This window comes from Serratia sp. NA_112.1 (genome assembly GCF_052691715.1).
On record NZ_JBQZFO010000001.1, the window covers coordinates 171682 to 195343 of the forward strand.

The following is a 23662-nucleotide window of genomic DNA, read 5'->3' on the forward strand; positions in this document are numbered from 1 at the left end:
AGTTTATTCCTCGGCTCCGGCGTGAGCATGTTCACCCATGTCCATACCTTGGCTCATGTCCATACCTTCGTGCGCAGTAGCGCCTTTGTGCATGTCCATATCACCCATGAATTTGCCAATAGTTTCTTTGAACAAATTCGGTTTGACACTGGAGAAGTACTCGACCGGGTTGTTTTCACTCGGCTCTGCCAGTTTGTTAAAGTCGCTGGTGGCGTTTAGGTTATTCGACGATGCTTTCACCTTGGCAACCCACTGATCGAAGTCGCCTTCGGTTGGGGTGACAATGGCGGTGAATTTCATGCCGGAGAACCCGCGACCGCTGAAGCTGCTTGAAATACCGTCGTATTTGCCTGCTTCATTGCCGATCAGGTGCAGTTTGGTTTGCATCCCGGCCATCGCATAAATCTGCCCACCTAACTGAGGAATAAAGAACGAGTTCATTACCGAGTTAGAGGTGATTTTGAATTCAACTGGAACGTCTTTCGGGAAAGCCAGTTCATTAACCGTTGCAATGCCTTGCTCTGGGTAGATGAAGAGCCATTTCCAGTCGAGCGACACCACTTCGATCGTCATCGGCTTCTTGTCAGTGACAATCGGCTTGAACGGATCGAGCTCGTGGGTAGTCTTCCAGGTAATGGTGCCAAGGATGGCGATGATAATGATAGGAATGGTCCAGACGACCGCTTCGATTTTGTTGGAATGTGACCAGTTCGGACTGTATTTGGCATCTTTGTTGGAAGCACGGTACTTCCAGGCAAAGGCGAACGCCATAAAGATAACTGGTACCACCACGATCAACATTAATGCGATTGCAGTGATAATCAGTGTCCGTTGCTCAACACCAATTGCTCCTTTAGGATTCATCAATACCATATTGCAACCACTAAGCATTACAGTGGAGACAATTAATGACAACATCCCAATACTTTTATTGTATTTCTTAAGTCTCATCTAACGACCTCAATTACAAAGGCTCTATTGTCGTTTCATGTGTGCGAGCATTTTACGGGAAGGTTGCAGTACTGTAAACATGCTTAAGGGAGTGTCAGCGCCTTGTTGACTCTTTCTGTTAAGGGGGTCACAGATGTCACGTTGCGTGACAATTTACTAATGGCAACAAAGCGTTGGCAGGCTGAATCGTGCCGGGCAATTCGTATGTTAAGGAAAACTAAAGGTATGATGAATCCGGCAGGTAAAAACGCTTTTTTGAAATACGAATGAAAGGTTTATTTAATGTAAAAGAATTGTGTATTAAAGGTGAATTTAATTTTATTTCCTGAGCGCCACATTCGGATAAAAAATAATTTGGACGGGAATTATATTTTTTAACTAAATAAATACATCACACTGATGCATTTTTGCCGACCGGTGTTACCACCGGCCGACGATATCAGGCCAACCGGGTGCGCCGCAACGCCAGATAGTCCAACAGGCTACCCATCGCAATCCCCACCAGGCTCAGTGCGGCACCCATCTGTAGTAACCGATCGGCCAGACCTGGCAAGATGCTCCAGTCGAGAGCGTTGGTGATAAGCAGAATCAACCACAGCCCCAGCAGCGCGCAACCTAGGGTCAGCATACGCAACGCCCAGCGGTAAAACTGACGGAATTCGGTGCGTGGCATGAAGTTATCCGTACGCTGGGTATATTCAAGCGTCTGTCGACACAGGCGCAGCAACAGCAGGCCGGGCAGGGCAGCGGCAATCGAGAATAAATAGAACAGTGGCCAGCCGTGCGCTTCGACAAACCAGCCGGCAATTGGGCCAACATAGACTCGGCCGACGGCGGATAACGCCGACAGCAGGGCAAATTGGGTAGCGGAAAATGATTTGTTGCACAGCGTCATCAGCAGCGCAACGAAGGCGGCGGTGCCCATGCCGCCACACAGGTTTTCCAGGAAGATAGCGCTGCCCATCGTCATGAGGTTTTTATCGGTAACCGCTAATATCCAGTAACCGAGATTAGAGACCGCCTGCAGGATGCCGAACAGCATCAGGGCGCGGAACAGGCTGAGGCGTTGCATCAGCACGCCGCCAAACAGCGCCCCGACGATAGTGGCGAACAGGCCGAGGGTTTTGTTCACCAGCCCTACTTCCCCGGCATCGAACCCTACGCCGCGGATCAGGAAGGTGGTGCTCAGGCTGCCGGCAAAGGCATCGCCCATTTTGTACATCACAATCAGCAGTAAAATCAGCCAGGCATTGTTACGCGCGAAGAAATCACGCAACGGGGCGACTACCGCCTGTTCCATGGTACGCGGTGCCGGAATGCTGTCGTCCGGTTCTGGTGCCAGCAAAGTAGCGACGATGCCGATCAGCATCAATCCAGCCATCAGCCAGTAGGTTGACTGCCAGCCGAAGTAACGATCCGCCAGCCACAACGCCAGCCCGCCGGACACCAGCATCGCCAAGCGGTAGCCCAGAACCGAAATGGCGGCACCGGCACCGCGTTCTTCAGCGCTTAACAGATCGGTTTTATAGGCATCGAAAACAATATCCTGCGATGCAGAACAGAACGCCACCAATACCGCTAATGCTGCCAGCCACCACAGATGCTGTGCCGGTTGCATAAAGCCCATCGCCACAATCGATACTACCAGAAGCAGCTGGCTGATCAGCAGCCAGCCGCGTCGGCGCCCGAGGAATGGCGGGGTATAGCGGTCCATAAAGGGTGACCACAGGAATTTGAACACATAGGCCTGACCGACCAGCGAAAAAATGCCGATGGTTTTCAGATCGATGCCTTCGACGGTCATCCAGGCTTGTAGCGTGCCGGAGGTCAGCGCCAGTGGCAGACCCGAGGCAAAGCCCAGCAGCAGCAGGATCGCGGAGTTACGCTGGGTGAAGAGGTTAAGATAGTTTTTCGACATGAGTTCCCTGTCTGCACCGCCCGACTATCCGGGCGGTGCAAGGCGTTCGCGGATTAACGCGCGTTTTGCTTGATAAAGTCGTTGACGCTGGTGTCCTGCGCCATATCGGCAATAACGTCACCCAGTACGCTATTGACTGCGTTAGTGATTTTATCGTTGGTTGCCGTGAAGGCGCCCTGGACGTTATAGGTTGAGCGGTAGTTTTTCACCTGCTTATTGCCGTTTTTCGCCTGAGCGATGATTGAGATATCGGCCTTGGTGGTGATGTTGTAGCGCAGGTTGCCTTCGGAGACGTCTGCGTACAGGTTATTCACTACGATTTGCAGATCAACGGCGCCGTCGGCACCGATCATATAGCCGCGTGCGCCCATTTGTTTCTCTAACACTTCCTGTAGCAGGAAGCGCAGGTCGCGTGATGGTGTCAGCGTTACCAACTGGCCGTCGCGATTGACTTTAGCCAGGGCTTGATCTTTGCGCTGATCCGCGCCGTTAATACTGATGGTGACGCCTTGCAGAGTCGGGTCCTGCTGTGGTAGCACGATCTTTGGAGTCACGTTCAGGGTGTTGCTGCTGGTAGCACAGCCGGCCAACAGCAGTGCGGCCAACAGTGGAAGGCAAAGTTTCTTTAACATAGTTACTGTCTCATTCTCGATGGATTTTAAGCTGCCCAATATAGAGAGGCTGGCTTGAGCAAGCTTTCTGTAATAATCAGAGCGGGATAGCCAACAACAAATTGTCGATATCATAGCATCGCCGCCGGCCGGAGGAAGCGCAGAACGCACCGGAGTGACAAATTTTTACCTGTCGTTGATAAAAACATGCTTTTTTGACCGTCTCAATCAGAAAAACCTCAAGCGATGACGGATGTTGGCCGTTTTTTGTCCGCAAAGAAGAGAAATTTACCTGCGCAATGGTCTAAAAGGGGAGAAAGAGGCTAATATTGAAATAGATGGGGACGGTCCTCTGCCGGTGTAGTAAGGAGATCCTATGATTCGCGAGCAAATAGAAGCAAAGTTAAGGGCGGCATTTGAGCCCGCGTATCTGGAAGTCGTTGATGAAAGCTATCGTCATAACGTTCCGGCGGGTTCAGAAAGTCATTTCAAGGTGGTGTTGGTCAGCGATCGCTTCGTCGGCGAACGTTTCCTGACGAGGCATCGCTCGATTTACGGCGTCCTGTCGGAAGAGTTATCCGATGGTGTACATGCGCTGGCGTTGCACACTTACACCCTGAAAGAGTGGGAAGGGTTGCAGGATACCGTGCCGGCCTCGCCCCCTTGTCGTGGTGCCGGTACCTTGGCCTGACGGCTAAATTTGCGGTATCAGTGGAACTTTGACCACGATTTGGGGTATTACTACTGACGAATTTTGGAACGGCCTGCGGGCCGTTTCTGTTTTTGACGACGACACAGCCGATGTGCAATGCAGCCAAGGCCGGGTCGGCTTCGGCGGCCTTTTGGCGATCAAATCGACAAAAGTGTGAGTTTTAGCGCGCCGCCGCTGCCTTGCTTTCCTCGACTCGCTCCGCTTGCATCGCTATAATGTCGCGTCTTATTTTTCCGGAATGGTTTCGGGACACTTCTGTCATCAGGAAACTCGGTTCTGTAATGTAGCCGTCCTGGTTCTTCGAACGGAGTTGACCGAGCACTGTGATTTTTTTGAGGTAACAAGATGCAAGTTTCAGTAGAAACCACTCAAGGCCTTGGGCGCCGTCTCTCTATTACTGTACCTGCTGATACAATCAAGCAGGCTATTAAAAAAGAGCTGATCAACGCTGCAAAAAGCGTTCGTATCGATGGCTTCCGTAAAGGCCATGTACCGATGAACATCGTTGAGCAACGTTATGGCGCTTCAGTTCGTCAAGACGTACTGGGCGATGCGATGCAACGCAGCTTCGTTGATGCGATCATCAAAGAAAAGATCAATCCGGCTGGCGCGCCAAACTACGTGCCAGGCGAGTACAAAGAAGGTGAAGATTTCACTTTCGCCGTTGAGTTCGAAGTATATCCGGAAGTTGAGCTGAAAGGCCTGGACGGCATCGAAGTTGAGAAGCCGGTGGTTGAAGTTAACGACGCTGACGTTGACACCATGCTGGACACCCTGCGCAAGCAGCAGGCGACCTGGAAAGAAACCGATCGCGCAGCTCAGGCTGAAGACCGTGTGACCGTTGACTTCTCTGGTTCTATCGACGGTGAAGAATTCGAAGGCGGCAAAGCCTCTGATTTCGTACTGGCCATGGGCCAGGGCCGCATGATCCCAGGCTTCGAAGAAGGTCTGGTCGGTCATAAAGCCGGTGAAGAATTCGCCATCGACGTTAACTTCCCAGAAGATTATCATGCTGAAAATCTGAAGGGCAAAGCGGCAAAGTTCGATATCGTTCTGAAGAAAGTGGAAGAGCGTGAACTGCCAGAACTGACTGAAGAATTCATCAAACGTTTCGGCGTGGCTGATGGTTCCATTGCTGGCCTGCGTACCGAAGTTCGCAAGAATATGGAGCGCGAGCTGAAAGGCGCTGTGCGTAACCGCATCAAGACTCAGGCAATCGACGGCCTGGTCAGCGCTAACGAAATCGACGTTCCTGCTGCGCTGATCGACGGCGAAGTTGACGTTCTGCGCCGTCAGGCTGCACAACGTTTCGGCGGCAACGAGAAGCAAGCGCTGGAACTGCCACGCGAACTGTTCGAAGAGCAGGCCAAGCGTCGCGTAGTTGTCGGTCTGCTGCTGGGCGAAGTGATCAGCACCAACGATCTGAAAGCTGACGAAGAGCGCGTTAAAACGCTGATCGAAGAAATGGCTTCCGCTTACGAAGATCCAAGTGAAGTTGTTGAGTTCTACAGCAAAAACAAAGAGCTGATGAACAACATGCGCAACGTTGCTCTGGAAGAACAAGCAGTTGAAGCCCTGCTGGCAAAAGCGAAAGTGACTGAGAAAGCCACTACCTTCAGCGAGCTGATGAACCAGACTCAACAGGCGTAATGTCTGTATGCCAGGGCGCAACTTGTTGCGCTCTCAGGGCCGGCTTGCCGGCTCTGGCGTTAAAAAAGCCCGTAACCCTCGGTTGCGGGCTTTTCTTTTTGCCACGTTGCTGATTAATCTCAGGTTAAGCGTGACAATATGCACTATATTTACACTGTTGGTCTTGGCACAGTCTGGCATGATGGTTATCACTTGCAGTCAGGGTGTGCAGGATAACCGCTAAAAATACTCTGCCGGGCTTGAAATTCTGACTGTGGCCCCAATCTGTAAAAATGTATATATACCCTATAGCTTTCAAGTTACAGCTAGGCGCCCAGCTCGCTTATCCCCAGGCGCTTACTCGAGTAAGTAACTGGGGGGAGCGACAAATCTGTCGGGAACAGATTTGAACGCTGCGACTTGAAAGATGACGGGTATAGGCTGTTTGCCAGAGTGCGCGGGATAAGAAAAACCGTCGGGTACGTGTGGCGTGGGTCGAATGCTTGAGCATAGTCATCATGACCGTTCTCAAGTAGAATCGGTGTAATAGGGTGTAACCCTGGCCGCCAAGGCAATTTCTATTAGGAGACGGTAATGTCATACAGTGGCGAACGAGATCAATTTGCACCTAACATGGCCCTGGTGCCGATGGTGGTAGAGCAGACTTCACGCGGGGAGCGTTCTTACGACATCTATTCCCGCCTGCTGAAAGAGCGCATTATTTTCCTGACCGGCCAGGTCGAAGATCACATGGCCAACCTGATTGTGGCGCAGATGCTGTTCCTCGAAGCAGAAAGCCCGGAAAAAGACATTTTCCTCTACATCAACTCCCCGGGTGGCGTGATCACCGCAGGCATGTCAATCTATGACACCATGAAGTTCATCAAGCCGGACGTCAGCACCATTTGTATGGGCCAGGCGTGCTCGATGGGCTCCTTCCTGCTGACCGCGGGTGCCAAGGGCAAACGTTTCTGTCTGCCGAATTCACGCGTGATGATCCACCAGCCGCTGGGCGGCTATCAGGGCCAGGCGACGGATATCGAAATCCATGCGCGTGAAATCCTGAAGGTGAAGGCGCGTATGAATGAGCTGATGGCAGAACACACCGGCCAGACACTGGAGCAGATCGAACGCGATACCGAGCGCGATCGCTTTATGACCGCGGAAGAAGCGGTAGAATACGGTCTGGTTGACGGCATTCTTACGCACCGCAAGTAACACCACGCGGCTGGCGAGGTAATTGTGCGAGCCGATAGACTATAGTAATCAGAGCGGGCGTGGCTCGCTCTGGTGAGCATTATCGGCATTCCCGGTATGAATTCGGGGCGCACGGCCGCCGTGATTTTCCTGCGGGACAAAGACTAAAGAAGAGGTTTACTGATGACAGATAAGCGCAAAGACGGTTCAGGAAAGCTGCTGTACTGCTCTTTCTGCGGCAAAAGCCAGCATGAAGTGCGTAAGCTGATTGCCGGTCCGTCAGTGTATATCTGCGATGAATGTGTTGACCTGTGTAACGACATTATTCGCGAAGAGATTAAAGAAGTTTCACCGCATCGTGAGCGCAGCGCGCTGCCGACGCCGCACGAGATCCGCCACCACCTGGATGACTACGTCATCGGTCAGGAACCGGCAAAGAAAGTGCTGGCGGTAGCGGTGTATAACCACTACAAACGCCTGCGCAACGGCGATACCAGCAACGGTATCGAGTTGGGCAAAAGCAACATTCTGCTGATTGGTCCTACCGGTAGCGGTAAAACCTTGCTGGCAGAAACGCTGGCACGCTTCCTGGATGTGCCTTTCACCATGGCCGATGCCACCACGCTGACCGAAGCCGGTTATGTGGGTGAGGACGTGGAGAATATTATCCAGAAGCTGCTGCAGAAATGTGACTACGACGTGCAGAAAGCCCAGCGCGGCATCGTCTACATCGATGAAATCGATAAGATTTCTCGTAAGTCAGACAACCCGTCCATTACCCGTGACGTTTCGGGTGAGGGCGTGCAGCAGGCGCTGTTGAAGCTGATCGAAGGCACTATTGCTGCCGTTCCCCCTCAGGGTGGCCGTAAGCATCCGCAGCAGGAATTCCTGCAGGTTGATACCTCGAAAATCCTGTTTATCTGCGGCGGGGCATTCGCTGGCCTGGATAAAGTGATCGGTCAGCGCGTTAATACTGGTGCCGGTATTGGTTTTGGCGCTACCGTGAAGGGTGAGTCTGAGAAAGCGACCGAAGGTGAACTGCTGCTGCAGGCTGAACCGGAAGATCTGATCAAGTTTGGCCTGATCCCGGAGTTCATCGGTCGTCTGCCGGTCGTGGCCACGCTGAGTGAGCTGAGCGAAGATGCGCTGATCCAGATCCTGAAAGAGCCGAAAAATGCCCTGACCAAACAGTATCAGGCATTGTTCAATCTGGAAGGTGTGGAGCTGGAATTCCGTGAAGAAGCACTGAACGCCATCGCCAGAAAGGCGATGAAACGCAAAACAGGTGCACGTGGCCTGCGTTCTATCGTGGAAGGCGCACTGCTGGACACCATGTATGACCTGCCTTCAATGGAAAGCGTCGACAAAGTGGTGATCGACGAGTCGGTTATCGCCGGCCAGTCCAAACCGTTGCTGATTTACGGCAAACCGGAAGCACAGGCTTCAGGCGAATAATTAGCCAGTCAAACCAGAAAGTTAATGTCAAAATGGGGGATTTTATCCCCCATTTTTATTTCCTGCATTCTTGCCGTTGAATGTAAGAGATTCATCCCCATATACTCATTAACCAGATTTTGTGAAACGTTTGATGCTTGCGTCTCATGAGATTCCCCCTCAACCTGGCGGAAGTTAAACTTAAGAGAGAGCTCTATGAACCCTGAGCGTTCCGAACGCATTGAAATCCCCGTGTTGCCGTTGCGCGACGTGGTGGTTTATCCGCACATGGTGATCCCGTTATTTGTTGGCCGGGAAAAATCGATTCGGTGCCTCGAAGCAGCAATGGATCACGATAAAAAGATCATGCTGGTGGCACAGAAAGAGGCCTCAACGGATGAACCTGGCATTAATGATTTGTTCTCAGTCGGCACGGTAGCGTCGATCCTGCAAATGCTGAAATTGCCTGATGGCACGGTAAAAGTGTTGGTCGAAGGCCTGCAGCGGGCGCGTATTACTACGCTTTCCGACAGCGGCGAGCATTTTGCTGCCCAGGCAGAATATCTTGAGTCACCCGCGATTGACGAGCGTGAACAAGAAGTGCTGGTACGCACTGCAATTAATCAGTTTGAAGGTTACATCAAACTGAACAAGAAAATTCCACCGGAGGTGCTGACGTCATTGAACAGCATCGACGATGCTGCGCGTCTGGCGGATACCATCGCCGCGCACATGCCGCTGAAGCTCAGCGACAAGCAGTCGGTACTGGAGATGTTCGATATCACCGAGCGTCTTGAATACCTGATGGCGATGATGGAATCGGAAATCGACCTGCTGCAGGTTGAGAAACGCATCCGCAATCGCGTCAAAAAACAGATGGAAAAAAGTCAGCGCGAGTACTATCTGAATGAGCAGATGAAGGCGATTCAGAAAGAACTGGGCGAGATGGACGATGCGCCGGACGAGCATGAAGCGCTGAAGCGCAAGATCGAAGCGGCGAAAATGCCGAAAGACGCGCGTGAAAAAACCGAAGCGGAACTGCAAAAGCTGAAAATGATGTCGCCAATGTCTGCGGAAGCAACCGTGGTGCGTGGCTACATCGATTGGATGCTGCAGGTGCCGTGGAATGCGCGCAGCAAGGTTAAAAAAGACCTGCTCAAGGCGCAGGAAGTGCTTGATATCGATCACTACGGCTTGGAGCGCGTCAAAGACCGTATCCTTGAGTATCTCGCAGTACAGAGCCGTGTAAGCAAAATCAAAGGGCCGATCCTGTGCCTGGTAGGGCCTCCTGGCGTGGGTAAAACCTCGTTGGGTCAGTCGATCGCTAAAGCGACCGGCCGCCAGTATGTGCGTATGGCGCTGGGTGGCGTGCGTGACGAAGCGGAAATCCGCGGTCACCGCCGTACCTATATCGGTTCAATGCCGGGCAAACTGATCCAGAAAATGGCCAAGGTTGGGGTGAAGAACCCGCTGTTCCTGCTCGATGAGATCGACAAGATGTCTTCCGACATGCGTGGCGATCCGGCCTCTGCACTGCTTGAAGTGCTGGATCCGGAACAGAACGTGGCGTTTAACGATCACTATCTGGAAGTGGATTACGATCTGTCCGACGTGATGTTCGTGGCGACCTCGAACTCGATGAACATTCCTGCGCCGTTGCTGGATCGTATGGAAGTGATCCGTTTGTCCGGCTATACCGAGGACGAGAAACTCAATATTGCCAAGCAGCATCTATTGCCGAAGCAACTAGAGCGTAACGCCCTGAAAAAAGGTGAGTTGACGGTCGACGACAGCGCCATTACCGGCATTATTCGCTTCTACACCCGCGAAGCCGGGGTGCGTAGCCTAGAGCGTGAAATCTCCAAGCTGTGCCGTAAAGCGGTGAAAACGCTGCTGATGGACAAGAAGCTCAAGCATATCGAGATCAACGGCGACAACCTGAAAGATTACCTGGGTGTGCAGCGTGTCGACTACGGCCGTGCGGATACCGAAAACCGTGTGGGCGAGGTTACCGGTCTGGCATGGACGGAAGTGGGTGGCGATCTGCTGACCATTGAAACCGCCTGCGTACCGGGTAAAGGCAAGCTGACCTACACCGGCTCGCTCGGTGAAGTGATGCAGGAATCTATCCAGGCTGCACTGACCGTGGTGCGTGCGCGTGCGGATAAATTGGGTATCAACCCTGATTTTTACGAGAAGCGCGACATTCACGTGCATGTGCCGGAAGGCGCTACACCTAAGGATGGCCCAAGCGCCGGTATTGCGATGTGTACCGCGCTGGTTTCCTGCCTGACGGGTAACCCGGTTCGTGCCGATGTGGCGATGACCGGTGAGATCACACTGCGTGGTCAGGTTCTGCCGATTGGTGGCCTGAAAGAGAAACTGCTGGCGGCACATCGCGGCGGCATCAAAACCGTGCTGATCCCGTATGAAAACAAACGCGATCTGGAAGAGATCCCGGCCAATGTTATCGCCGATCTGGATATTCATCCGGTGCAGCGAATTGATGAAGTTTTGGACCTTGCGTTGCTCAATCCGGCCTTCGGCGCACTGCCGGTAGCGGCAAAATAGTGATGTATCGCAAAAACCATTGATAAAACTTATGCTGGCAAGTCATTTCGGACTTGCCAGTCTTTTTTTGTACCGCTAAGTTAGACAGCTGTCGGCCCGCGTTTTGTCACGCTTACGGTGGCTTGCCAAGGCACGATGGGATTGATATAACAGCTGCGCTGTCGCAACCGTAGGGATTTTTCGGTGCGACGTTTGAATTCTAGAGGGGATGATAGAGTGAATAAGTCACAACTGATCGACAAAATTGCCGCAGGTGCTGATATTTCCAAAGCGGCAGCTGGACGTGCTTTAGATGCAGTGATTGCATCCGTTACTGATTCCTTGAAGGAAGGGGATGACGTGGCCCTGGTGGGGTTCGGTTCCTTCACCGTGCGTGAACGTTCGGCCCGTACCGGTCGTAACCCGCAAACCGGTAAAGAGATCAAAATCGCGGCAGCCAAAGTTCCGGCCTTCCGTGCAGGGAAAGCGCTGAAAGACGCAGTAAACTGATTGTTTGCGTCTAACCGTTTAGCGTTACAGGGCTTTGTAATAAACAATCACCTGACGCAACGGTGCTGGTAAGGTAAGATATAAGGCGCATCAGATTGATGCGCTTTTTTTATTTTTGTCGCAGGGAACGCGCCTGCGCAAGGGTGTTTTTAATCCACATCACAGCGGAGTGTTGTCACACTATGATGGACAATTTACGCGCGGCAGCTAATAACGTCGTGCTCAAAATCATCCTGGCCCTGATCATCTTGTCATTTATTTTGACCGGGGTGGGTAACTACCTGATCGGCGGTTCCGGCGATTATGCAGCGAAAGTAAATGGTCAGGTGATCGAGCGCGCTCAGCTGGAACAGGCTTTCCAAAGCGAACGCAGTCGCATGCAGCAACAGCTGGGTGACCAGTTCTCTGCACTGGCGGGCAACGAAGGTTATATGCAGCAGATGCGCCATCAGGCGTTGTCTCAGTTGATCGACAACATGCTGTTGGACCAATATGCTAAGAAATTAGGCCTGGGCGTCAGCGACGATCAGGTAAAAGATGCCATCCGCAAGGCGCCTTACTTCCAGACTAACGGCCAGTTCGATAACGCTAAATATCTCGATCTGATTAGCCGCATGGGTTACACCGCCGATAACTTTGCACAGTCAATGCGCCAGCAGCTGGTTAACCAGCAGGTGATCCAGGCCTTTGGCGGTTCGGGCTTAATTCTGCCTGCCGAAGTTCAGGATATGACGGCACTGGTGCTGCAACAGCGCGATGTGCGCTTGGCTACGCTGGATCTGAAAGCGTTGCAGGCCAAGCAGACCGTGACCGACGACGAGCTGAAAGACTACTACAGCCAGAACAAGAACAGTTTTATTGCGCCAGAACAGGTCAAAGTAAGCTACATCCCAATGGACGCCGCTGCTATGCAAGACAAGGTGACGATAGCCGACGTGGATATCAGTGCCTATTACGACCAGCACAAAAGCAGCTACGGCCAGCCTGAGCGCAAGAACTACAGCGTGATCCAGTTGAAAACCGAGGCGGAAGCCAATGCGGTACTGGATGAACTGAAAAAAGGCGGCGATTTTGCCGCCCTGGCGAAAGACAAATCCACCGACATCATTTCACGCCGTACCGGCGGTGAACTGGGCTGGCTGGAGCCGGACACCACTGCAGACGAACTCAAGCAGGCTAACCTGACCGAAAAAGGCCAGCTTTCCGGCGTCGTGAAGTCTTCGGTAGGTTATCTGGTGATCCGCCTGAACGACATCGAACCGGAAAAAGTCAAACCTTTGAGCGAAGTGCGTGACGCTATCGCCAAGCAGGTTAAGCAGGAGAAAGCGGTAGATGCTTATTACGCACTGCAACAGAAGGTGAGTGAAGCTGCAACCAGCGATAACGAGTCTCTGGCATCGGCCGAAGAGGCCGCAGGCGTGAAGGCGGTGCAGACCGACTGGTTTACCCGCGACAACATCCCGGCAGCGCTGAACTTCAAACCGGTCATTCAGTCGATTTTCGACGGTTCCCTGATTGGTGAAGGCGGCTCTCCGGGCAGCAACTCCGACGTGATCACCGTTGATGGCGACCGTGCCTTCGTGATCCGCGTGTCTGGCCACAAGCCAGAGGGCATTGAACCGTTTGACCAGGTGAAAGATCGCGTGGCAGAACTGGTCAAGCGCAACAAAGCGGAACAGGAAGCCAAACTGCAGGGCGAGAAGCTGCTGGTTGAGCTGAAACAGGGTAAGGGCGACGAGGCGATGAAAGCCGCCGGGCTGAGCTTTGGCAGTGTGCAGAAGATGGCGCGTGCGCCGGAAGACAGCCAGTTGGTGCAGAGCGTGTTCGCGCTGCCGCATCCGCAGGAAGGCAAGCCGGTTTATGGCATGTCGCAGGACCGTCAGGACAACGTGGTATTGATTGCGCTGGATGCCGTGAAGCCAGGCACCTTGCCGGCTGAAGAAATGAAAACCTTCGTCAGCAAGATGGAAGAAGGTGCGACTGGCGTGTCCTTTGACTCTCTGCTGGCCAGCCTGCGCAAAGAAGCCAAGATCACCATGGGTGCCGCTGAGCAGCAGCAACCTCAGTAAAGCGCCGCAGTTTTCTGCAACGCAATGTAATCCTCAAAGGCCGCTTTCGCGGCCTTTTCCATATCTGAAATCCGCCAATTGCTGAAGTGTCTTCGCTGCGGCAAGGTGAGCTTGCTGTTACACACAAGGAGGATACAGCATGCAACCTACAGAAATAAAAGCGATAAATGAGAGTGGCTTTAGCTTCAAAGCCTTGCTGACCGTGGCACTGCTCTGCCTGAGCGGGCCTTCTTTGGCCGTGGAAGAAAAAGCGGTTACCGGGCAACCGGTGCTCTCGGCACCGGCGGCTAATACAGGGCAAGGCGCAGAGGCCGTGGTGGCTGCCAATGATGAGGTATCGGTCAGTATCAATCAGGCGGATGCCGAACAACTGGCCAGCATACTCAAGGGAGTTGGATTGAAAAAAGCGGAGAGCATTGTGCGCTACCGTGAGCAGAATGGCCCCTTTACGCAGATTGAGCAGCTTCAGGAAGTACCGGGCATTGGGCCAGCCCTGTTTGAAAGGAATCGCACGCGGCTCAAAATGTGATTTCGATCACGGCTGTGTGGCAAAGTGATAATGCAGCCCTTTTTCCTCTGCTACATTTTACAGGTCTTACCAGTTTGGCACCTTGACCAAATGGGTGAAGGAGTCGCTTGCGGCTCCTTCTTTCTGTAATCACCAGGCAGGAGCTGTTGTCACCTATGCACCAGACCTTTATCAAAGTCCGTGGTTATCATCTTGATGTTTATCAGCACGTGAACAACGCCCGTTATCTGGAGTTCCTGGAGGAGGCGCGATGGGATTGGCTGGAGAACCAGGAAGGCTTCCGTTGGATGACGGAAAACAACATCGCCTTTATCGTGGTGAACATCAACATTAACTATCGCACCCCAGCGGTATTGGGCGACAAGTTACGCATTGACAGCCAGATGGTACAGCTAAACGGCAAAAGCGGCGTGTTGAGCCAGAAGGTCTCGCAGGATGCCAGCGGGGCTCCGGTAGCAGATGCATTGCTGACCTTTGTTTGTGTCGATCTGAAAACCCAGCGGGCATTGCCGATTGAGGGGCAACTGCGCGAACACCTGCAGGTGCTCACGCCGCTGGAAGACAGGTAAAGCAACGACCGGCAAGCTGTGTCGCCGTTATTCAATTAGGCCAGCCCGGTCTTTTGCTTCAGGCTCGCCATCACTTCGGCCTTGTTGATTTGGTACTGCTGCAGGCCGTTGGCGCGCAGATGACAGGCCGCACATTCACCGCAGCCATCGCCTTTGATGCCGTTGTAGCAGGTCAAAGTCTCCTGCTGCACCAGCTCCAGTTGATGGTAGTAATCTGCCAGTGCCCAGGTTTCTGCCTTGTTCAGCCACATCAAAGGCGTTTCAAAGCGGATATCGCGGGCGATGCCCAGCACTATCGCCTGGTTCAGCGCTTTGACAAACTCGTCGCGACAGTCTGGGTAGCCGGAGAAGTCGGTTTCACACACGCCGGTGATCACCGCTTCAGCTTCGACCTGATAGGCATAAATCGCCGCCAGCGTCAGGAACAGAATGTTGCGACCCGGCACAAAGGTGCTCGGTAACCCATTGCTCTGCGTGCTGTCATAGGCGGGAACCGGAATGTTGTCACGGGTCAGGCTGCTGATCGCCAGCTCATTGAGCAGGCCTACGTCCAACAGCTTATGCGCCTTGGCCCCCAGGGCCACTGACAGTTCCTGAGCCACCTCAATCTCGGCACGATGACGCTGGCCGTAGTCAAAGGTGACGCAGTGAACTTCGTCGTACTGTTGCAATGCCTGAATCAAGCAGGTCGTGGAATCTTGTCCACCGCTGAAAACGACAACCGCGCGCTTCATAAAATAACCTCAATTTATTGCTGAGACCCTACCCGATATACATTCGGGCGGTAAGATAAAAATGCGTTGCGGCAGCAATGGTAGCAGAAATGGTGGCATACCGCTGTGCCGGGCAGATTCAGCCGGTTGATGGAGGAGTCGAATTTTCCACCGGCGGCGGCAGCCAGGCCTGACAGAAATCGAACCAACCATGGGCCGTCAGGGTGACGCCATGAATGCGCGGCGGCGCGCTGATTTGATACTGATAGTGAAACAGCGGAGTGATGATCGCCGCCGCCATAAGCTGCTGATAATAATCTTTCAATTGCTGGTAACGCGCTTGCTGTACCGGGAGCTGCTGGATCTGTTGCAGTGTTTGTTGCTGGTGTTGCCAGCGAGCGTCTGGCAGGATACCGCGCCACAGCGTATCTTGCCGCAGCCAGCTTTCCAGCGTGGCTTCCGGTGACTCTCCAATCAGATTATCCGCCAGCAGCAGATCGGCCTGTTCGATTTGTTCGGCGCTTTGCCAGCGTTTACCTGCGTAGTAGCGCAGCTCCAGCTCGCAGTCGTGTTGTGCCAACAGCTGTTGCAAGGCCACAGTGACTGTCTCTAGTTCTACCGGTGGCCGATACAACAGCGTCAATTTAGCGGGCAGGGCAATATCCTCGTCAACCTGATGCTGTGGAATTGCCCAGCCGGGCAGCATCTCACTGCTGGGGGTGATGACGCTGTTGGGCACCGGCAGATTGGCCAGCAAACCGGATTGCTGGATCAGCATCAGCAGTTTTTTCCCCTGAGCCTCGCTGAGCACGTCGCGCTTCAAATTCAGCGCCAGATAGCACCAACCCAGACTCATGCTGCGCTGTACCGGCCGCGCCAATGCCATCTCTTCTTGCTGACCGAGGGTAATGCGTACCGGATGCTGACAACTGGTATAAGCTTCACCGGTGTTCAGCTCGGGAGTGATCCAATACTCGATGCTCTCAAGAAAAGGATGCTGCAAATGGTAAAACGGGTGTTGTTCCAATCGGACCAGGTGCGGTTGGTTCAGCGTCAGCTTAAACGGGCCGGCTCCCATGCCCGAAGCCTCCGGATGGGTCAGCAGACAAGGCAACTCCGCCAGCCGGTGCGCCAACCAATAGTCTGGGTGCTGCAAATCAAACTGCAGGCACAGCGTATGGGGAAGACTGATAGCGGCAACGTTGGCCAGGCTCGGTTGACTGCGAGGATGCTGCTGCAGTTTTTCCAGCGTTTGCAGCAGTTGCTGGCCGGTCAACGGCTCACCGTTGTGCCAGCGCAATTGGCTGCGTAGAAAGAACTGCCAGCGCAGGCCGTCATGGCTGATTTGCCAATGGTGGGCCAGGTCGGATTGCGGCTCGGGATTACCGGTAATAAACCGCGTTAACCCGGCATGCAGGGTGGCAACCAAATGCTGTTCGGCGCGGCCGGTAAGGGTCAGCGGATCCAGCGATTCGAGCGTGCGGTAGTAGGGAATACGCAGCGTTGGGCTGCCGGCCTGCCATTGCCCACCGAGATGTGGACTGAGCAGCTCCTGCAAATGTTGTGGATCCAACTGCGCCATTTCCAGCGCCCCCTGATGATCGCCCTCCTTCAGCAACTTTTGCAGATGGGCTGCACGTAGTTCATCCGGTGTTTTCAGGCAGTGCAGGTGCGCACGTTTACCGCGCCCGGGCTGTGACTGCCAGCTCAGCCAGCCCTGTTCCTGCAGTTGTTGCACCAGCGTGCGGGCATGGCGTTCGCTGCAATAGAACATCGCCGCCAGCTCGCCAACGGTAATGGCGACCGGCGTGCCACCGAGTTGCTGGTACAGGCGTTGATACTGGCTGAGGCGGTGGGTCAGGCGCATGAAGGAAATCCGGAACAGTTTTCCGGAATTGTTCACTATTACTTCCGTAAATACCATCCCATACTGCTGGGACTGTAATCGCCTTCACATTCACGAGGTTTTTATGTATCGCCTGGCGGCTTTTGATATGGATGGCACTTTGTTGACACCGGACCACCGGGTCGGGCCGGAGACACTGGCAGTGCTAAAACAACTCCTTGAACGTGAGATGGTGGTGACTTTCGCCACCGGGCGCCACTATCTTGATGTGCAACCGATCATGGCGCAGTTAGGCTTGCAGGGTTATCTGATTACCGGCAACGGTACGCGGGTCTATGACAACCGGGGGCAGCAACTGCAGGCTACCGATTTGCCGGCCGATATTGCCGAAGAGGTGCTGCATACCCATTGGCATACCGACGCCAGCATGCACGTTTTCCGTGATGAAGGCTGGATGACCGAGTTTGCGCTGCCGGAGGAAATGTTGCAGGCCCACCACCTGAGCGGCTTCCATTACCAGCTTGCCGAACTGCGGCGTTTACCGGTGTTCGGCAACAGCAAGGTTTGTTTTGTTGGGCCGCATGAGGAACTGCTGAAACTTCAGGTGCAGCTGCGCCAGCAGTTTGCAGCGCGGGTCGATCTCTGTTTCTCGGCTTATAAATGCCTGGAAGTCTTGCCACTGGGCTGCAACAAGGGCTCGGCGCTGGATATGCTGAGCCGCCATCTGGGGCTGAAGATGGCGGACTGTATGGCGTTTGGTGATGCGATGAACGATAAGGAAATGCTGGCGACGGTAGGGCACGGGGTGGTGATGGGCAATGCCCTGCCACAGCTAAAGTCGCTATTGCCACAGCTACCGGTTATCGGCCACTGCGAACAGCAGGCGGTGGCCCACTATTTGCAACATTGGCTGCGTTCACCCTACCTCACCTATTCCCCCGAATTATGATGCTTTATTGGCCGCAGCCGGGTATGACTTACCCGGCTTTTTTTATTATGGCGAGACCTCTAACTGAGGCTTGTTTTTCGTGTTTGGGCTTGGCTGCTTCACGTTCCTGGTGGTATAGAGCGTCATCAGAATGCCGATTAACAGCGGAGCGATCAGCCATAAAGATGTGTTAGTGATAGTCGTTTTATCGACAAGTTTTTCGATGGTAATAGCAATCAAAGGAAACACCAGGAATACCAGTGAGGCCTGGAATGCCGATGCCCGCTGCTGCAAGGCAAAGTAGGCCAGTATGCCAAAAACTCCCGCAACCAGGCCGAGATATCCTACTGATAACAGAGCGTAGGGAGTAAACAAGCTGGTGTCCGGTTTTTCCGTAAAATAGCCCAAAGTAAACAGTAAGATGCCGGCACCCAGACAAGGTAAGGCATTGTAGGTCAGTACTGAAATCTTCTGGCCGTGCTTTTTACACAATACATACATAACAGCATGAATGAATACTGCCGCCAGCAGGGCGGCAATGCCAAGCCATCGGTTTTCCCCATTGCCGGTCGATTCCAGCAACAAGATGCCGGATAAGCTAATAACGCCAATAATTAAGCCTGTTAACTGCGATATGCTGATCCGTTCCCCTAATACCATAACGGAGACCATAAGTACCGCGACAGGCATATTGGCAAAAATGATTGAAGCCAATGCTGAACTGACATAGCGCTCGCCATAAATCATCAGCGTAAAGGGAATGGCAAAATAGGCGACGCAAACCAAGAGTTGGAACCCGCGCTTCCCTTTCGGAAAAAGTAGTGGAGTCCGGGTGAAATAAGCCAACAGCAGCAAGAGTGGCGCAGCCACCAGAAAACGCAGCCCAGTGGCGTAAATCGGTGGGATGACGCTGACTGCTATTTTCATCGCCATCCAGGTAGTTCCCCAAGTCAGTGCGACCAGAGTAAACAAAATAGCAATGATCCCGATCTTCTTGAGCTTGTTATCCATATCGGTGTCCTGTTGAACATTATTGACAATGAAGAATAGAGTACGTGAATGATGAGGAAAAAAGATTGCAATTTTCCCTGTTTAATCGCCTAATGAGAGAAAATTATTCTCCTGGTTGACGATATGTTAGATAAAACAGACCGTAAATTACTGTGCATGCTGCAACAGGACTGTACGCAACCCCTGCAGGTGCTGGCCGACGCGGTCAATCTGACGTCAACACCTTGCTGGAAAAGGCTCAAGCGGCTGGAAGAAGAAGGTTATATCCGTGGGCGAGTCGCGCTGCTGGATAACGAAAAGCTTGGCCTGGGCCTGACGGCATTTGTACTGATCAAAACCCAGCAGCACAGCAGCGAGTGGTATCAACAGTTTGTGCAACTGACCAAGCAGATGCCGGAGGTGCTGGCGTTCTATCGTATGGCGGGAGAGTACGATTACCTGTTGCAGGTGGAAGTGGCAGATATGAAAAGTTATGACAGCTTTTACAAGCGTCTGGTGAACGGCGTGCCGGGGCTGATCGATGTCACTTCCAGCTTCGCGATGGAAAAAATCAAATACACCACCGCACTGCCGGTTCCTGAGTGAAAAGTTCACCAAATTGGCAAAGTAACGGTGGTATCCTACTCTGCTGAGGCAGAACGAGAGACAAAACCAAGACACTTTGAATTTCAAGTTGCAGCTAGGCAACCAGCTCGCTCATTCCCAGACGCATACTCCGGTAAATCGTTGGGGTGAGCGAGTGCAGGAAACAACACTGCGGCTTGAAAGCCGACGAGTATTTTACATCCTGGAATAAAACTGCGTGAGACTATTTGCTCAAATCGGCTGGTATTTCCGCCGCGAGTGGCGCCGCTACCTCGGGGCGGTGGTGCTGCTGATCATCATTGCCATACTGCAACTGTTGCCGCCCAAGCTGGTGGGGATCATTGTGGATGGCGTCACCGAAAAACAGATGTCCGGCGGCGTATTAATGGCATGGCTGGGGCTGATGCTCGGTACTGCCGTGGTGGTTTACCTGCTGCGCTACGTGTGGCGGGTGCTGCTGTTTGGTGCATCCTATCAGCTTGCCGTGGAGCTGCGTGAAAACTTCTACCGCCAGCTTAGCCGTCAGAACCCGGCATTCTACCTGCGTCACCGTACCGGTGATTTGATGGCGCGCGCCACCAATGATGTCGACCGGGTGGTTTTCGCCGCCGGTGAAGGGGTATTGACGCTGGTGGATTCGCTGGTGATGGGATTGGCGGTGCTGGTAGTGATGAGTACCCAAATCAGCTGGCAGCTGACCCTGCTGTCGCTGATCCCGATGCCGATCATGGCGATCGTCATCAAGTACTACGGCGACCAGTTACACCAGCGTTTTAAATCGGCGCAGGCGGCGTTTTCCAGCCTGAACGATCAGGCGCAGGAAAGCATGACCAGCATCCGCATGATCAAGGCGTTTGGCCTGGAAGATCATCAGTCCAATCAGTTTGCCGAAGTGGCCGCCCAGACCGGCGCCAAAAACATGCACGTGGCGCGGGTGGATGCCCGTTTCGACCCGACGATTTATATCGCCATCGGTACCGCCAATCTGCTGGCTATCGGCGGCGGTAGCTGGATGGTGGTGAACGGCACCCTGACGCTGGGCCAACTGACCAGCTTCGTGATGTACCTCGGCCTGATGATTTGGCCAATGTTGGCGCTGGCCTGGATGTTCAACATCGTTGAACGTGGCAGCGCGGCCTATAGCCGTATCCGCAGCCTGCTGGATGAAGCGCCGGCAGTGACGGACGGCGAGCAAGCCTTGCCGACTGGGCGTGGCAATTTGGCAATCGACATTCGCGCATTTCACTACCCGGGCAATACCCACGCGGCGCTACACGATGTGGTGCTGAAGCTGGAACCGGGGCAAATGCTCGGCCTGTGCGGCCCGACCGGGGCCGGTAAATCGACGCTGTTGTCACTGATCCAGCGCCAATTTGATGTTGATGACGGCCAGATAAGCTATCAGGGGCTGCCGTTGACCCAGGTGAAACTCGACGACTGGCGTTCGCGGTTGTCCGTAGTCAGCCAGACCCCGTTTTTGTTCTCTGACAGCGTGGCGAACAATATTGCGCTCGGCAACCCAGGAGCGACGCAGGAACAGATTGAGCATGCGGCCCGCCTGGCCAGCGTGCATGAAGATATTTTGCGCTTGCCGCAAGGCTATGAAACCGAAGTGGGTGAGCGTGGCGTGATGCTTTCCGGTGGTCAGAAGCAGCGTATTTCCATCGCGCGCGCCCTGTTGCTGGACGCGGAAATTCTGATCCTCGACGACGCGTTGTCGGCGGTGGATGGCCGTACCGAACACCAGATCCTGCATAACCTGCGCAGTTGGGGGCAAAACCGCACGGTAATTATCAGCGCACACCGACTTTCGGCGTTGACCGAAGCCAGCGAAATTCTGGTGATCCAGCATGGCGATGTGGCACAGCGTGGGCAGCATGTGTCCCTGGCAGCTCAATCCGGCTGGTATCGCGATATGTATCGCTATCAGCAACTGGAGGCGGCATTGGATGAGGCCCCGGAAAGCGGTGAGGAGAGTGAAGCCAATGAATAAGATGCAAAAGCTGTGGCCGACGCTGAAACGGTTACTGGCTTATGGATCGCCGTATCGCAAACCGCTGGGGCTGGCGGTGTTGATGCTGTGGGTCGCGGCGGCGGCGGAAGTCGCCGGGCCGATCCTGGTCAGTTACTTTATCGATAACTACGTTGCCAAGGGGCAGTTGCCGCTGACTATCGTCTGCGGGTTGGCGGCGGCCTATATTCTGCTGGAGCTGTTGGCGGCGGCACTGCACTATTTTCAGGCATTGTTGTTTAACCAGGCGGCGGTCGGGGTGGTTCAACGGCTGCGAACGGACGTGATGGACGCAGCATTGCGCCAACCGCTGAGCGCTTTTGATACTCAGCCCGTCGGGCAGTTGATCTCACGGGTGACCAATGACACCGAGGTGATTAAAGATCTGTATGTGATGGTGGTGTCCACGGTGCTGAAAAGCGCTGCGCTGATTGGCGCTATGCTGGTGGCCATGTTCAGCCTCGACTGGCGCATGGCGCTGGTGGCTATCTGCATCTTCCCGGCGGTATTTGTGGTGATGGGAATTTATCAATACTACAGCATACCTATTGTGCGCCGGGTGCGGAGCTATCTGGCGGACATCAACGACGGCTTTAACGAAGTGATTAACGGCATGGGCGTGATCCAGCAGTTCCGCCAGCAGATCCGCTTCGGCGAGCGCATGAGCGCTGCCAGCCGTTCCCACTATACCGCGCGTATGCAGACGCTGCGCCTGGACGGTTTCCTGTTGCGTCCGCTGCTCAGCCTGTTTTCGGCGCTGGTGCTGTGCGGCCTGCTGATGTTGTTCGGCTTCAGCGGTGAGGGGGCGATCGGCGTAGGTGTGTTGTATGCCTTTATCAACTATCTGGGGCGTTTGAATGAGCCGTTGATTGAATTGACCTCGCAACAGTCGATTTTGCAGCAGGCAGTGGTGGCCGGTGAGCGTATTTTCGAACTGATGGATCGCAGTCAGCAGAGCTACGGCACGGACAATCGTCCGCTGGAGAGTGGTCGTATTGATATTGACGACCTGAGTTTTTCCTACCGGGATGACAAGAAGGTGCTGCAGCATATTTCTCTGTCGGTGCCTTCACGCGGCTTCGTGGCGCTGGTCGGCCATACCGGCAGCGGCAAGAGCACGCTGGCCAACCTGCTGATGGGTTATTACCCGGTCGATCAGGGGGAAGTGCGTCTCGACGGGCGTCCTCTGTCCAGCCTTTCACACGCTATCCTGCGTCAGGGAGTCGCTATGGTGCAACAGGATCCGGTGGTGATTGCCGAATCGGTGCTGGTCAACGTGACTCTGGGGCGCAATATCAGTGAAGATGCGGTCTGGCAGGCATTGGAAAGGGTGCAACTGGCTGAGTTGGTTCGCTCTTTCCCTGAAGGCATTCACACCCGGCTGGGTGAACAGGGTAATAATCTGTCGGTGGGTCAGAAGCAGCTATTGGCGATGGCCAGGGTACTGGTACAGGCACCGCAGATCCTGATCCTCGATGAAGCTACCGCCAACATTGACTCGGGTACGGAACAAGCTATTCAGAGGGCGTTGAGTTTGATCCGCGAGCACACCACGCTGGTAGTGATCGCTCACCGTTTGTCGACCATTGTGGATGCCGATTCGATTCTGGTGTTGCACCGTGGTCAGGCTGTCGAGCAGGGTAACCATCAGCAACTGCTGGCGCAGCAGGGGCGTTACTACCAGATGTATCAGCTGCAACTGGTGGGTGAAGAATTGGCCGCCGCGACCCGTGAAGGAATACCAACCGCATGATCTCGGGGGGCTGCGGCCCCCTTATTGTTTTGAGCGCCACGCACCACAAACAGGCACAGATCCGTTTTAAATCCCTTTCACTGCACTTTTTCGACGCGATTCGCACCAAAATAGTGCGCAATATTTAACCAGCTCA

At 53.9% G+C, this 23662-nt stretch carries 19 protein-coding genes; 13 read left to right on the forward strand and 6 right to left on the reverse strand.

Annotation, left to right across the window (positions count from 1 at the left end):
• Positions 1-3: 3 nt before the first annotated feature.
• The 3 genes from cyoA to ACUTQ5_RS00890 all read right to left on the reverse strand — a co-directional run bounded on the left by cyoA (position 4) and on the right by ACUTQ5_RS00890 (position 3501).
• A complete protein-coding gene (cyoA, locus tag ACUTQ5_RS00880) occupies positions 4-951 on the reverse strand; it encodes a cytochrome o ubiquinol oxidase subunit II (RefSeq protein WP_445649703.1) in 948 nt (315 codons plus the stop codon).
• A gap of 439 nt (positions 952-1390) precedes the next feature.
• Complete coding sequence (ampG, locus tag ACUTQ5_RS00885) at positions 1391-2869, reverse strand: muropeptide MFS transporter AmpG (RefSeq protein ID WP_445649704.1); 1479 nt, start codon at positions 2867-2869, stop codon at positions 1391-1393.
• Positions 2870-2922: 53 nt separating this feature from the next.
• Positions 2923-3501, reverse strand: a complete 579-nt coding sequence (locus tag ACUTQ5_RS00890) for a lipoprotein (protein ID WP_012005532.1) — start codon at positions 3499-3501, stop codon at positions 2923-2925.
• Positions 3502-3856: 355 nt separating this feature from the next.
• Between ACUTQ5_RS00890 and bolA the strand changes: the two genes are divergently transcribed.
• The 9 genes from bolA to ACUTQ5_RS00935 all read left to right on the forward strand — a co-directional run bounded on the left by bolA (position 3857) and on the right by ACUTQ5_RS00935 (position 14679).
• Positions 3857-4171: a transcriptional regulator BolA gene (gene bolA, locus ACUTQ5_RS00895; RefSeq protein WP_012005533.1), complete on the forward strand. Its 315-nt coding sequence runs from the start codon at positions 3857-3859 to the stop codon at positions 4169-4171.
• Between the two features lie 366 nt (positions 4172-4537).
• Complete coding sequence (gene tig, locus ACUTQ5_RS00900) at positions 4538-5842, forward strand: trigger factor (RefSeq protein ID WP_445649705.1); 1305 nt, start codon at positions 4538-4540, stop codon at positions 5840-5842.
• A 573-nt stretch (positions 5843-6415) separates the two neighbouring features.
• Positions 6416-7039 carry an ATP-dependent Clp endopeptidase proteolytic subunit ClpP gene (gene clpP, locus ACUTQ5_RS00905; protein WP_012005535.1) on the forward strand — a complete coding sequence of 208 codons (624 nt, stop codon included), beginning with the start codon at positions 6416-6418 and terminating at the stop codon, positions 7037-7039.
• Positions 7040-7201: 162 nt separating this feature from the next.
• The gene (gene clpX, locus ACUTQ5_RS00910; protein ID WP_445649706.1) at positions 7202-8473 is read left to right on the forward strand and encodes an ATP-dependent protease ATP-binding subunit ClpX; all 1272 of its coding nucleotides are present in this window, start codon (positions 7202-7204) and stop codon (positions 8471-8473) included.
• Between the two features lie 195 nt (positions 8474-8668).
• A complete protein-coding gene (lon, locus tag ACUTQ5_RS00915) occupies positions 8669-11023 on the forward strand; it encodes an endopeptidase La (protein WP_135315388.1) in 2355 nt (784 codons plus the stop codon).
• A gap of 216 nt (positions 11024-11239) precedes the next feature.
• Positions 11240-11512, forward strand: coding sequence for a nucleoid-associated protein HU-beta (gene hupB / locus ACUTQ5_RS00920; RefSeq protein ID WP_017891836.1), 273 nt, complete (start codon positions 11240-11242; stop codon positions 11510-11512).
• A 182-nt stretch (positions 11513-11694) separates the two neighbouring features.
• Positions 11695-13581 carry a peptidylprolyl isomerase gene (gene ppiD, locus ACUTQ5_RS00925; protein WP_445649707.1) on the forward strand — a complete coding sequence of 629 codons (1887 nt, stop codon included), beginning with the start codon at positions 11695-11697 and terminating at the stop codon, positions 13579-13581.
• Positions 13582-13720: 139 nt separating this feature from the next.
• A complete protein-coding gene (locus ACUTQ5_RS00930; RefSeq protein WP_445649708.1) occupies positions 13721-14110 on the forward strand; it encodes a ComEA family DNA-binding protein in 390 nt (129 codons plus the stop codon).
• A gap of 155 nt (positions 14111-14265) precedes the next feature.
• Positions 14266-14679, forward strand: coding sequence for an acyl-CoA thioesterase (locus tag ACUTQ5_RS00935; RefSeq protein WP_017891839.1), 414 nt, complete (start codon positions 14266-14268; stop codon positions 14677-14679).
• Positions 14680-14714: 35 nt separating this feature from the next.
• On the opposite strand, the gene queC is transcribed toward ACUTQ5_RS00935, so the two are convergent.
• The gene (gene queC / locus ACUTQ5_RS00940) at positions 14715-15413 is read right to left on the reverse strand and encodes a 7-cyano-7-deazaguanine synthase QueC (RefSeq protein ID WP_445649709.1); all 699 of its coding nucleotides are present in this window, start codon (positions 15411-15413) and stop codon (positions 14715-14717) included.
• A gap of 118 nt (positions 15414-15531) precedes the next feature.
• Positions 15532-17259, reverse strand: coding sequence for an SgrR family transcriptional regulator (locus ACUTQ5_RS00945; RefSeq protein ID WP_445649710.1), 1728 nt, complete (start codon positions 17257-17259; stop codon positions 15532-15534).
• A gap of 103 nt (positions 17260-17362) precedes the next feature.
• On the opposite strand from ACUTQ5_RS00945, the gene cof reads away from it, so the two are divergent.
• Positions 17363-18187, forward strand: a complete 825-nt coding sequence (cof, locus tag ACUTQ5_RS00950) for an HMP-PP phosphatase (protein WP_445649711.1) — start codon at positions 17363-17365, stop codon at positions 18185-18187.
• A 45-nt stretch (positions 18188-18232) separates the two neighbouring features.
• Here the strand turns inward: cof and ACUTQ5_RS00955 are convergent, their stop codons facing one another.
• Positions 18233-19177 carry a DMT family transporter gene (locus ACUTQ5_RS00955; RefSeq protein ID WP_445649712.1) on the reverse strand — a complete coding sequence of 315 codons (945 nt, stop codon included), beginning with the start codon at positions 19175-19177 and terminating at the stop codon, positions 18233-18235.
• A 123-nt stretch (positions 19178-19300) separates the two neighbouring features.
• Here ACUTQ5_RS00955 and ACUTQ5_RS00960 point away from each other — a divergent pair, with 123 nt between their 5' ends.
• The 3 genes from ACUTQ5_RS00960 to ACUTQ5_RS00970 all read left to right on the forward strand — a co-directional run bounded on the left by ACUTQ5_RS00960 (position 19301) and on the right by ACUTQ5_RS00970 (position 23526).
• The gene (locus ACUTQ5_RS00960) at positions 19301-19762 is read left to right on the forward strand and encodes an Lrp/AsnC family transcriptional regulator (RefSeq protein WP_445649713.1); all 462 of its coding nucleotides are present in this window, start codon (positions 19301-19303) and stop codon (positions 19760-19762) included.
• A 217-nt stretch (positions 19763-19979) separates the two neighbouring features.
• Positions 19980-21755: a SmdA family multidrug ABC transporter permease/ATP-binding protein gene (locus ACUTQ5_RS00965; protein ID WP_445649714.1), complete on the forward strand. Its 1776-nt coding sequence runs from the start codon at positions 19980-19982 to the stop codon at positions 21753-21755.
• Positions 21748-23526 (forward strand): SmdB family multidrug efflux ABC transporter permease/ATP-binding protein, encoded by a 1779-nt coding sequence (locus ACUTQ5_RS00970; RefSeq protein ID WP_445649715.1) that lies wholly within the window; start codon positions 21748-21750, stop codon positions 23524-23526. The genes ACUTQ5_RS00965 and ACUTQ5_RS00970 overlap by 8 nt, the downstream gene beginning before the upstream one ends.
• Positions 23527-23662: the final 136 nt, after the last annotated feature.

Bases quoted from the DNA above. Each gene is read 5' to 3' on its own strand.
- cyoA (WP_445649703.1), bottom strand. From the start codon at position 951: ATGAGACTTAAGAAATACAATAAAAGTATTGGGATGTTGTCATTAATT.
- ampG (WP_445649704.1), bottom strand. From the start codon at position 2,869: ATGTCGAAAAACTATCTTAACCTCTTCACCCAGCGTAACTCCGCGATC.
- ACUTQ5_RS00890 (WP_012005532.1), bottom strand. From the start codon at position 3,501: ATGTTAAAGAAACTTTGCCTTCCACTGTTGGCCGCACTGCTGTTGGCC.
- bolA (WP_012005533.1), top strand. From the start codon at position 3,857: ATGATTCGCGAGCAAATAGAAGCAAAGTTAAGGGCGGCATTTGAGCCC.
- tig (WP_445649705.1), top strand. From the start codon at position 4,538: ATGCAAGTTTCAGTAGAAACCACTCAAGGCCTTGGGCGCCGTCTCTCT.
- clpP (WP_012005535.1), top strand. From the start codon at position 6,416: ATGTCATACAGTGGCGAACGAGATCAATTTGCACCTAACATGGCCCTG.
- clpX (WP_445649706.1), top strand. From the start codon at position 7,202: ATGACAGATAAGCGCAAAGACGGTTCAGGAAAGCTGCTGTACTGCTCT.
- lon (WP_135315388.1), top strand. From the start codon at position 8,669: ATGAACCCTGAGCGTTCCGAACGCATTGAAATCCCCGTGTTGCCGTTG.
- ppiD (WP_445649707.1), top strand. From the start codon at position 11,695: ATGATGGACAATTTACGCGCGGCAGCTAATAACGTCGTGCTCAAAATC.
- ACUTQ5_RS00930 (WP_445649708.1), top strand. From the start codon at position 13,721: ATGCAACCTACAGAAATAAAAGCGATAAATGAGAGTGGCTTTAGCTTC.
- ACUTQ5_RS00935 (WP_017891839.1), top strand. From the start codon at position 14,266: ATGCACCAGACCTTTATCAAAGTCCGTGGTTATCATCTTGATGTTTAT.
- queC (WP_445649709.1), bottom strand. From the start codon at position 15,413: ATGAAGCGCGCGGTTGTCGTTTTCAGCGGTGGACAAGATTCCACGACC.
- ACUTQ5_RS00945 (WP_445649710.1), bottom strand. From the start codon at position 17,259: ATGCGCCTGACCCACCGCCTCAGCCAGTATCAACGCCTGTACCAGCAA.
- cof (WP_445649711.1), top strand. From the start codon at position 17,363: ATGTATCGCCTGGCGGCTTTTGATATGGATGGCACTTTGTTGACACCG.
- ACUTQ5_RS00955 (WP_445649712.1), bottom strand. From the start codon at position 19,177: ATGGATAACAAGCTCAAGAAGATCGGGATCATTGCTATTTTGTTTACT.
- ACUTQ5_RS00960 (WP_445649713.1), top strand. From the start codon at position 19,301: ATGTTAGATAAAACAGACCGTAAATTACTGTGCATGCTGCAACAGGAC.
- ACUTQ5_RS00970 (WP_445649715.1), top strand. From the start codon at position 21,748: ATGAATAAGATGCAAAAGCTGTGGCCGACGCTGAAACGGTTACTGGCT.